Source organism: Salinivibrio sp. IB574 (assembly GCF_001996205.1).
GTDB lineage: Bacteria > Pseudomonadota > Gammaproteobacteria > Enterobacterales > Vibrionaceae > Salinivibrio > Salinivibrio proteolyticus.
This window is the reverse complement of the sequence record NZ_MUFN01000049.1, coordinates 4,023-14,551: the sequence shown is the minus strand read 5'-3', so window position 1 is coordinate 14,551 and position 10,529 is coordinate 4,023. Positions and strand designations below refer to the sequence as shown.

The following is a 10,529-nucleotide window of genomic DNA, read 5'->3' as shown; positions in this document are numbered from 1 at the left end:
AAACAGGAAGGTCCACACGGTTTGCGGGCAAAGGTATCCACACCAGACGCGGCCGAGGAAGGTGGTAATAAAAAAGAGTCCGAACGCCCCAAGCATCAACAAGGCTGCCAATAAGGTCAGATCTTGTGGCCAAAGTGTGGTGCCAAAAAAGGTGAACTTCTGGTTGCCGATATCGAGCAAAATCGCTTGGCGCCCTTGATACGGGATCCAAGGAATCGCGAGAAACAGCACCATGAAAAACCAGCCCATATAGCGGCGCATCTTTTGGTAATAGCCTTTTACCGCGCGCACATAAATGCGATTGCTCGGATTAAAGCGATCGTCGCCCCCTTTATGGGTTTTCGGATTGTATTCTTTTGCGGTCACGTCTTTGACGTCTATCTTTTCGTTGCTCATGACATTGGCTTTCCTTGGGATGTCGAGGCCTTGGTACGTTGCCAGACCCTGTTTATCGTTGTGACGCGTGATTATAGCGTAGCCAGATTCGCGAATACTCTATCAGTGTCATAGTTTGCGAAACAGTCACAAACTAGAACAATTCCAGCTATAACAGCGCTCTATGTGTGCTCCCTGCCTCATTCCGCTTAAGATTGAATACCGCGAGCACGCAAGATAGCGGCTTTGAAGTCCTCTTCGCTGTCTTTTGCCAAGCCGGGAATGGGGGCAGTTTTATCCTCTAGTCGCATTTTGAGCTGATAGATCAAGGTGTCGTCCGAGATGTTATCCAGCCCGTCTTGATGGCCAGCCTCTTGGGCAATGATAGTGAGCATCTCGACCAGTGAGCGCTCCGGCGTTTTCTGCCACGACTGATTTAACAGCTCAAGCAGTTCATTGATGCGATGGCAATTCATAGGTGTCCTTTATGTGTGGCACGTAAAAAACACCATTTTGCCCGAGCGTATTGGGCTGAAACTTAGCCAAGATCAAATAAGGCGCAGGTGAGGATTAATTTATCGGCATCACGCGATTGCGGCCGAGTTTCTTCGCGCTGTATAAGTGCTTGTCAGCACGATGAATGAGATCTGACGCAGACTCACCCGTTTCATTATCGTACTCGGCAACGCCAATCGATACCGTGATATGGTCGAGCGTGTTGCCACGGCGTCTATCTTTGATAATCATCCGGTCGATAGCGGTGCGTATCGTTTCAGCAATACGCTTGGCGCCATTGAGACGTTTTTGCGGGATGAGCAAAGCAAACTCTTCGCCGCCATAACGAAAGGCTTGGATGCCATCACGACAGTAATCGCTGAGGCGCTTGGCCACTTGTTTTAGCACGGTATCGCCAATCACATGGCCATAGGTGTCGTTGAGCTTTTTAAAGTGGTCAAGATCAATTAAGGCGAGGCAAAAAGGTGGAGTGAGATCGCTGTCAATATAGGCGGCGAGTTCTCGGTCGAAGGCGCGGCGATTTAAAAGGCCGGTTAAACCATCATGCGTGGCTTGCTCTGTCATTTCTGCCAGCGTCTGTTTGAGCTGAGAGATCTCTTGCTGCGCATCACTGAGCTGATGCTTGAAGTAGCGGGTCGACTGGGTGAGCGATTGCGAGTCTTTAACCACGTTACGCACGACCGCGATGGTCTCATCGATAGACAAACCTTCATCTTCTACCCGCGCAAGCTGTTCGAAGGTACGATCTAACACACTCTGGAAGGCATCGGTGTCTTGCAATGTATCCGACATTGAGTGGCTCATCTCGGTCATCATCGACTCGAGGCTTTGCTTGAGAGCGCTCATGTCTTGGCTGTGTTTGTCGGCGACGTGTTTTTGGTAGAGCATGTCACTTTGCAGCGGACTGCAGGTGCCGTGGTGCGTGAGCGTGTCGTCCACATCCGCATTGAGTTGAGGATCGGTATCCGCGACATAGGTGTACCACAACGCGTAGTTAGTAGGGGTGGTGGGCACCTTGTATTTCATCATTAACGGCACGGCTTTCTTTAGAAAACCGGTCGATTGTTGAAACTGATCATCCGACATGGCTACGTTGATACTCCCTGTCCGGTCGGGGGCCGAAAAAACACGATATTGTCAGTGTATACCCAAATTAAGGGCGGTGGCAGTGCGTGAGCCAAAAGTGTGTGCCTGTAGGCCTGATTGGCCTACAGAACATTGATTTAGAGAAAGAAAGGACTGGGCTGGAACAGACGCTCTACGTCTGGAATGTATTTTTTATCGACCAAGAACATCACCACATGATCGTCTTGTTGGATCACAGTTTTATCGTGTGCAATCAAGACTTCTTCGCCACGTACCACTGCCCCGATGGTGGTGCCGGGGGGCAGTTTGATATCGCCAATCTCACGGCCCACGACTTTGGATGTTGCAGCATCACCATGGGCGATAGCCTCGATGGCTTCGGCCGCGCCACGCCGTAGCGATGACACATTGACGATGTCACCGCGACGCACATGGGTTAGCAGGGCAGAGATGGTCGCTTGTTGAGGCGAGATGGCAATATCGATCGCGCCGCCTTGTACCAAGTCGACATACGCACCGCGTTGAATCAGCACCATGACTTTCTTTGCCCCAAGGCGTTTGGCCAACATGGCAGACATGATGTTCGCTTCATCTTCGTTGGTCACCGCGATAAAGACATCGATTTGATCAATGTGCTCTTCACTCAACAGCTCTTGATCGGAGGCATCACCACAAAATACCGTGGTATCTTCCAGCAACTCAGATAGGTGTTCGGCTCTGGCAGGATCGCGCTCGATAAGCTTAACGCTGTATTGGCGTTCAAGTGCCATGGCTAGGCCTGCCCCGATATTCCCGCCCCCGACAATCATGATCCGTTTGTAGGGTTTTTCGAGGCGTTGCAATTCACTCATCACGGAGCGAATGTGGTTACTGGCGGCGACAAAGAACACTTCGTCATCGGCTTCGATAATGGTGGTGCCTTGCGGGCGAATAGGGCGATCGCGACGGAAGATAGCGGCAACACGGGTATCTACGTGCGGCATATGCTCACGCAGCGCCGACAAGGCCTTTCCGACAAGCGGGCCGCCGTAATACGCTTTGACGGCGACTAAGCCCACTTTGTTATCGGCAAAACCGACCACCTGCAGCGCCCCGGGATATTCAATGAGGCGGCGAATGTAGCGGGTGACGAGCTCTTCGGGCGCAATTAAATGATCGACCGGACAGGCCTCGCGATTAAACAGCTGATCTTTGACTGCTAAGTACTCTGGGCTACGGATCCGGGCGACACGGTTAGGTGTATTAAATCGGGTATACGCAACCTGACAAGCAATCATATTGGTCTCGTCAGAATTGGTGACGGCAACCAACATATCAGCATCTTGTGCGCCAGCTTCTTGCAGCGTTGAGGGATGGCTAGCATAGCCTTGCACCACGCGCAGATCGTATTTGTCTTGCAAGTCACGCAGTCGCTCAGGCGCACAATCGACAATGGTGATGTCGTTGTTTTCACCCACCAAGTTTTCTGCCAAGGTGCCGCCGACTTGTCCGGCGCCCAAGATGATGATTTTCATGTTATTAACTCTCCCTGCTTGGCACTTAGGTCAGTGACTTTTCCAAGCATGCGTAGTAAAAGCCGTCCATGTCTTGCTCGCCGGGTAAAATCTGACGTCCCGGTACTTCTGACGTGCCGGTGCGTAAGTTGGCATCTGGTGTACGGGCGAGAAAATCACGGATTTGATGGCGATTTTCATCAGGTAAAACAGAACAGGTTGCATACACAAGAGTACCGCCCGGCTTAAGCTGCTGCCACATTGCATCCAAGATTACCGCTTGGAGCGTGACGAGGGCGGCAATGTCGCTATCACGGCGTAACCATTTGATGTCGGGGTGGCGACGGATCACACCGGTTGCCGAACAGGGTGCATCAAGCAAAATACGGTCAAACGCGGGGCCTGAATGCCAAGTGCTGGGCTCGCGAGCATCGGCTTGTTTCACCGTGGCATTAAGCCCCAGTCGGGCAAGGTTCTCTTTGACGCGGCTCAATCTTTGCGCATCGGCATCAATCGCGGTCACGTGTGCGCTAGGTTGGTGCTCTAAGATATGACAGGTTTTTCCGCCTGGTGCCGCACAGCAATCAAGAATCGTCTCGTCTGCTTGCGGGGTCAGGTAGTCGACCGCGAGCTGGGCAGCGGCGTCTTGGACGGATACCCAACCTTGGTCAAACCCTGGTAAGCGCGAGACATCGCACGGCTTGGCTAATTTGATCGCATCGCCAGCCTCAACGAAGCACTCTCCATCAATGCCCGCTTCTTTGAGTAATGCAAGATAGGTATCAGGGCGATGGTACTGACGATTAACCCGCAGCCACATGGGCGCTTTTTGATGGTTGGCCGCGACAATCGCTTGCCATTGCTCGGGATAGGCTTCTTGTAACCGCTTGAGTAGCCAACTGGGGTGGCAAAACTCGCCGGCGGCATTGGCGCTACTGGCTTCATCTAACGCGGTTTGCTCGCGTTGATATTGACGCAAGATGGCATTGATCAATCCACGAAGTTGAGGGCGCTTGAGTGTTTGGGTGGCGTTCACGGTTTCAGCCACCGCAGCATGCGCTGGGATGCGCATATAGCCTAATTGATACAAGCCGACCAGAATGAGGTGATGAAAGACACGTTGTTTGCCTTTCAGTGGCTTATCCATCAAGGATTGCACGATTTGCTCAAGGCGTGGCAACCAACGTAAGGTGCCATAACACATCTCTTGTAATAAGGCCGCGTCACGCGGTGCGATACGTTGCTGGGCTAAAGGCAGTTGTTGTGACAGGGACTGACCCTGATCGACAACTTGATACAGAACGCGGGCAGCCGCGGCTCTTACATTCATGCTGTTACCTACATTGCAGCCAAGTGGCGAATAGTTTGCCACCAAGGGGCGTTAACCAATAAAAAAGGCCAGTGGACTGGCCTTTGAATGACGATGACACGGTAAACCGTGTTCATTATAGCTGTGTACCAATCTCAAACCATTCACGGCGCGCGTTGAGCAGCTCATGGGCTTGCATGGCTTTTTTACCGGGAGGCTGAAGCTGTGTTAGCTGGAGTACACCTTTGCCGGTAGCAACCTGAATACCGTGCTTGTCGGTATTGATCACCGTGCCAGGTGTGGCGTCGACATCAATGTCGAGCACATTGGCCTGCCAGACTTTGATATTTTGCTCTCCCAAGGTGAAGTAGCTGACTGGACGTGGATTAAAGGCGCGAATACAGCGTCCGATAAACGCAGCATCTTGTGTCCAATCAATTTTGGCTTCTTGCTTGGTCAGCTTCTCGGCATAGTTGGCTTTGGCATCGTTTTGTGGCTCGGCAAGAATAATGCCGTTGGCCATGTCATTGAGACAATCAATCAAGGCTTGGGGCCCCAATTCTGCCAAACGCGTATACAAGCTGGCACTGGTATCGGTTTCTTCGATAGGCAGCGTGGCGATTTTTAGCATATCGCCGGTATCAAGGCCTTCGTCCATCTGCATGATAGTGACACCGGTTTCGGTATCGCCCGCCCACACGGCACGCTCAATTGGCGCGGCGCCGCGCCAACGTGGCAAGATAGAGCCGTGGACATTCACACAGCCCAATCGCGGTGTATCCAGTACTGCTTTGGGCAGGATCAGCCCGTAAGCGACCACCACCATCACGTCAGCGTTTAAGGCTGCCAGTTCCGCTTGCGCTTGTTCATCACGCAGCGTGCGGGGTTGATACACGGGTAAGTCATGCTCAAGCGCGAGCTTTTTCACTGGGCTTGCCGTGAGCTTCTTGCCTCGGCCTGCCGGTTTATCTTCGCGGCTATAAACCGCAATCACCTCATGCTCGCTGTTGAGCAGGGCTTGCAAATGGCGCGCGGCAAAATCCGGCGTGCCCGCAAATACAATACGCAGCGGTGTACTCAAAGTGACCTCAGCTTGCTTTTTGGTTAGCGCGTTTGATTTTTTCCATCTTCTGCTTGATGCGTTGACGCTTCAATGGCGAGAGGTAGTCAACAAACAGCTTACCTTCTAAATGGTCAAGCTCATGCTGGACACAAATGGCCAACAGATCGTCAGCATCAAACTGATATGGATTGCCGTCGCGGTCTAACGCTTTCACAGTCACTTCGGCGGCACGTGGCACTAAAGCACGGGAACCCGGTACGGACAGGCACCCTTCTTCGATACCGTCTTCGCCACGTTTTTCGATGATCTCTGGGTTAATTAACACCATAGGGTCATCACGGGTTTCTGAGATATCGATCACCACAATGCGTTGGTGAAAGTCCACCTGGGTTGCCGCGAGGCCAATACCGTCTTCGTCGTACATGGTCTCGAGCATGTCGTCGACCATTTTTTGGATCTCAGGCGTCACTGCTTCCACCGGCTTGGCGACGGTGCGAAGACGCTCATCTGGGAATGTTAATACGTTCAATAAAGCCATAACGTCTCATAAAAATTGAACTGTGCCGAAAGCGGCACGGGGTAATTGGGTTAATTCTAGACATTTTGACAGCCAATTGACAGCATCAGCATCATTCGTCTGGTTAGGAAGACATTGATGATAAGAAAGCTATTCAATCTCGCCGCCGCTGGGCTATTGGCTATCGCGCTACCATTACTGGCAGCCGGCCCTGCCGAGAGTCAGCGATATGTGGTTGAGCGAGGGGATACCCTGTGGGATATCGCCGCTACCTTTTTCGATAACCCTTGGCAATGGCCTGAAGTGTGGTACGCAAATCCGGCCATAGAGGATCCCAATCTGATTTATCCCGGCGATGTGCTCACCCTAACATGGCAAGCGGGAAAACCGACCGTTAGCTATAAGCCCAGACGTGCGATTGCAGCAAAGGGAGATACGCCCAACAYGCCAGCGCTGAGCAGTGTGGATCCTGTGCTGCTGCCGTATTTACAGCAGGACATACTGGTTGAAAAGGCGCGTTTGGTGGCGCTGCCTCGCGTCCTTGGCTCGACGGATGGACGTCAATATCTGTCAGTACACGATTCTCTATATGTGGATGCGTCCCTGAGTGTTAAGGATTGGCAAGTGTTTCGGGTTGAGAAAACCTTTTTACGCCCTGCGCCGTCAGAGGATAGCGCCGAACCTACCGCGATGGTGAGCTTAAAACATGTGGCTGATGGGCGTATTCGTGCGCGAAGTGAAGGCCGCAGTGTGATGACATTGACACGGGTGGTGCAGGAAGTGCGCCCCAATGATGTCTTGTTACCTTTGCCCGAGAACACGCATCCGCGTTTTTGGCCCCAAGCGGCTCAAACTGATGCCACATTATTGGGGCATCTGTATGGCAGTGAGTATGTCGCGAATGGTCAGCTTGTGGTACTTGATAAAGGCGCCAATGATGGCGTGACTGCCGGGCAAATGTTTACTGTCACTGAAGCTGGTGCCAACGTATTAAATGGCCCTGGTGAGTATCGCTATCAAAACGCAAGTGACAGTGCTACGCAGCCGATGACCGCCTTGCCTGATGTGACGGTGGGACAAACCATGGTGGTTCGGGCTTATCCGTGGGTAAGTTTGGCGGTGATCACGCAAGCGCGTCAGCCGATCAAAGCCGGCATGCATGCGGTGCCACCGTCCCCTCAACTGGCCTATGCGCGATAAATCCCTGCGAGGGTGGTTGATACTGACCCAAGTGCCGCGGTTGCGCGTTTCGCAGCGACGCGCGCTGTTGGCCAAAGTGCCCATCGATGCGTTGAGTGAGCAAACTGCTCATGATCTTGCCGCGGTTGGTTTAACCGCTGAGCAGTGTCAGGCCGTCACGCATCCCAATCATGCCATGATTGAGCGTAGCCTTGAGTGGGCGAGGCAAGAGAATTGCCACCTGATTGGCTTTGACCACCCAGCTTACCCTGCATTACTCCGAGAAATCGCACGGCCGCCTTTGCTCTTGTATGTGCAAGGCGATCTGACTTGCTTGGCGATGCCTCAATTGGCGATGGTGGGCAGTCGTCACGCGACCCCGCAAGGTTTAGAAACGGCGTATCAATTTGCTAAACAATTGGTTGAGCATGGTGTTGCGATTACCAGTGGGCTTGCGCTAGGTATCGATGGCCGAGCACACAAAGGTGCTCTTGAAGGCCACGGCAAGACATTAGCAGTGCTAGGAAGCGGGCTTGCCAATGTGTATCCTGCACGACATCGTGCATTGGCTGAGCGGATTGAAGCACAAGGCGCACTGGTCTCAGAGTTCTGGCCAGAGGCTCCGCCAAGGGCTGAGCACTTTCCGCGGCGCAATCGACTGATCAGTGGGTTGTCGGCAGGCGTATTAGTGGTAGAGGCCGCGCCACAAAGTGGGTCGCTGATCACGGCACGTTATGCACTTGAGCAAAATCGTGATGTGTTTGCGATTCCTGGGCCCATTGACCAAGTCCAGTCGCGTGGATGTCACCAATTGATTAAACAAGGGGCCACACTCACAGACTGTGTCGATGATATCTTGCATGAAATTGATAGCCTGATAAGCTTCGCCGCGTGTCAACAAACCGAATTATTTAGTGACGCGCCTAAGTTAGATACACATGAAGGATTGCCATTTCCTGAGCTGTTGGCTAACGTAGGTACTAAAGCGACGTGTGTCGACGTACTGGCTGAGCGCTGCAACCAACCGGTTCACGAAATCATGATGCAGTTGTTAGACTTAGAACTCCAGGGGCTTGTAGCAGCAGTACCCGGTGGCTATGTCAGAACGAGGAGGGGCTAGCCATGATGGACATTCTTATGTACCTGTTCGAAACCTACATCCATAGCGATGTGGAAGTGATGATCGATCAGGACGAGTTAGCAGATGAATTGTCCCGCGCGGGTTTTCATCAAGACGATATATATAAAGCCCTGAACTGGCTTGAAAAGCTGGCACAGTTGCAAAATGCGGATAAACAGCCTTACCTATCAGGCAGTGCCCAAAGCTCGATCCGAATCTATACCGAGCAAGAAACGCGCTTTATTGACCAAGAAAGCCGAGGCTTCCTCTTATTCTTAGAGCAGGCTGGGGTGCTTTCACCGGAAACGCGTGAAATGGTCATCGATCGGGTGATGGAACTCGAGACCCAAGAATTTGGTCTTGATGATCTAAAATGGGTTATTTTGATGGTGCTGTTTAACGTGCCTGGTAACGAACGTGCGTATACACAGATGGAAGAAATGCTGTACGACGCACAAGAGGGATACGTGCATTAACGCTTATCAATGACAGTAAAAGGTGTGAATGAGTAAAGATAACACCCCGAATACCCACGAGCGCTGCCCGGAATGTGGCAGCGCTCTTGCGTTTAAATCGGGCAAACGAGGCCCGTTTCTGGCCTGTACCGCCTATCCAGACTGCCACTATACCAAAGCGTTACATCATGGTGATGGCCATGTAGTAAAAGCGCTTGGCGTGGCTTGCCCGGCGTGTCATCAGGGAGAATTGGTGTTACGCCAAGGTCGATTCGGTATGTTTATTGGCTGTGATCAGTTCCCGCAATGTACGCATATCGAAAAACCGGATGAACCCGATCATACCACCCTAACCTGCCCAGCCTGCCACAAAGGTGAACTGGTGGAGCGCACCTCGCGTTACGGCAAGCGCTTTTTTGCCTGTGACCAATACCCTAAGTGTCATTTTGCGGTAAACGCACAACCGATAGCCGGCACCTGCGAGCAATGTGGCTTTGCGCTACTCGTGGAACGCAAGAAAGGCGGCAAGACGGTGCATCAATGTGCCGACAAACCCTGCAGCGCGATTCAAGGTGAACCGGCTGCAGAATCGGAAAGCGAGGGTTAATCGGTTTGCGCGGCGAGAGCCAAGGCAGCCGATTTTAAACCGTGAAAAGCATCGTCGGGGAGGTAGCTGGCGAGGCTGGCTAACTTGGTGGCAAGCGCTGCGTTCGATGTGGCCGTGACATTAATATGGCCCACTTTGCGCCCCGGACGAGGCGTTTTGTTATACCAATGCACATGGGCATCACGATAGGTCGCAAGCGGGACACTGCCTTGGCCTAAGATATTAATCATCGCTGTTGGCTGGATTAAATCGGTCGGGCCAAGGGGTAAGCCGCTGACGGCGCGCAGGTGGTTTTCAAATTGGCAACACGCGCTACCTTGCTGTGTCCAGTGACCAGAGTTGTGCACCCGAGGCGCTATCTCGTTCACCAACAAGCTGCCGTCTACATCAAAGAATTCCACCGCGAGCACCCCCACATAGTTAAGCGCGCTGGCAATCTTTTCCAACATGTCCGCGGCCTGTGTTTGCAAGGCATGCTCATCCGGGCGCACCACAGACAAGGTTAATATCCCATCATGGTGGTGGTTTTGGGTCAGGCTATAACTGGCAAATTCACCATTCGCGCCACGCACACCAATCAGTGACACTTCTCGGTCAAAGGGGATCATGGCTTCGGCAATGATGGCTTGGCCATCGCGTTGCTCTGGCGCGCTAAGAAAGGCGTCGAGCTCTGCCCATAATGCGTGAAGATCATCGCCGTCACGATAGCGCCACTGTCCTTTGCCGTCATAACCATCCAAGGTGCTTTTGAGGACCAAGGGTGCCCCCAGTGCGTCGACCGCCTTTTCTAAATCAGCCTGTGTATACAC

The 10,529-nt window shown here is 52.6% G+C and carries 11 protein-coding genes and 1 pseudogene; 4 read left to right on the top strand and 8 right to left on the bottom strand.

Going from position 1 to position 10,529, the window contains the following annotated elements; translation table 11 throughout:
- The 7 genes and pseudogenes from BZJ17_RS16340 to def all read right to left on the bottom strand — a co-directional run.
- Window positions 1–396 (bottom strand): 4Fe-4S binding protein (locus BZJ17_RS16340; RefSeq protein ID WP_131826823.1); only part of this gene is annotated, 396 nt, incomplete at its 3' end.
- Window positions 397–584: 188 nt separating this feature from the next.
- Window positions 585–851, bottom strand: coding sequence for a YihD family protein (locus tag BZJ17_RS16335; protein WP_077641440.1), 267 nt, complete (start codon window positions 849–851; stop codon window positions 585–587).
- Between the two features lie 94 nt (window positions 852–945).
- Entirely contained in the window at window positions 946–1,977 is a 1,032-nt protein-coding gene (locus tag BZJ17_RS16330; protein WP_077641439.1) for a GGDEF domain-containing protein, read from the bottom strand.
- 137 nt (window positions 1,978–2,114) lie between these two features.
- Window positions 2,115–3,494 (bottom strand): annotated as a pseudogene (trkA, locus tag BZJ17_RS16325) (Trk system potassium transporter TrkA); the annotation flags it as partial.
- A 22-nt stretch (window positions 3,495–3,516) separates the two neighbouring features.
- Entirely contained in the window at window positions 3,517–4,800 is a 1,284-nt protein-coding gene (rsmB, locus tag BZJ17_RS16320; RefSeq protein WP_077641438.1) for a 16S rRNA (cytosine(967)-C(5))-methyltransferase RsmB, read from the bottom strand.
- Between the two features lie 115 nt (window positions 4,801–4,915).
- The gene (gene fmt, locus BZJ17_RS16315) at window positions 4,916–5,860 is read right to left on the bottom strand and encodes a methionyl-tRNA formyltransferase (protein WP_077641437.1); all 945 of its coding nucleotides are present in this window, start codon (window positions 5,858–5,860) and stop codon (window positions 4,916–4,918) included.
- Window positions 5,861–5,867: 7 nt separating this feature from the next.
- Window positions 5,868–6,380, bottom strand: coding sequence for a peptide deformylase (gene def / locus BZJ17_RS16310; protein WP_077458105.1), 513 nt, complete (start codon window positions 6,378–6,380; stop codon window positions 5,868–5,870).
- Window positions 6,381–6,497: 117 nt separating this feature from the next.
- On the opposite strand from def, the gene BZJ17_RS16305 reads away from it, so the two are divergent.
- Genes BZJ17_RS16305 through BZJ17_RS16290 form a run of 4 tightly spaced genes read left to right on the top strand, consistent with a single transcriptional unit; the run spans window position 6,498 to window position 9,720 of the window.
- Window positions 6,498–7,559, top strand: coding sequence for a LysM peptidoglycan-binding domain-containing protein (locus tag BZJ17_RS16305; RefSeq protein WP_077641436.1), 1,062 nt, complete (start codon window positions 6,498–6,500; stop codon window positions 7,557–7,559).
- Window positions 7,560–7,575: 16 nt separating this feature from the next.
- Window positions 7,576–8,658 (top strand): DNA-processing protein DprA, encoded by a 1,083-nt coding sequence (gene dprA, locus BZJ17_RS16300; RefSeq protein ID WP_241824994.1) that lies wholly within the window; start codon window positions 7,576–7,578, stop codon window positions 8,656–8,658.
- Between the two features lie 2 nt (window positions 8,659–8,660).
- On the top strand, window positions 8,661–9,134 hold the full coding sequence (locus BZJ17_RS16295) for a DUF494 family protein (RefSeq protein WP_046074885.1): 474 nt from the start codon (window positions 8,661–8,663) through the stop codon (window positions 9,132–9,134).
- A gap of 28 nt (window positions 9,135–9,162) precedes the next feature.
- Window positions 9,163–9,720: a type I DNA topoisomerase gene (locus BZJ17_RS16290; protein WP_077641435.1), complete on the top strand. Its 558-nt coding sequence runs from the start codon at window positions 9,163–9,165 to the stop codon at window positions 9,718–9,720.
- Here BZJ17_RS16290 and BZJ17_RS16285 read toward each other — a convergent pair.
- The coding region (locus BZJ17_RS16285) for an ATP-grasp domain-containing protein (RefSeq protein ID WP_241836834.1) at window positions 9,717–10,529 on the bottom strand (813 nt) is incomplete at its 5' end. The two genes, BZJ17_RS16290 and BZJ17_RS16285, sit on opposite strands and share 4 nt — an antisense overlap.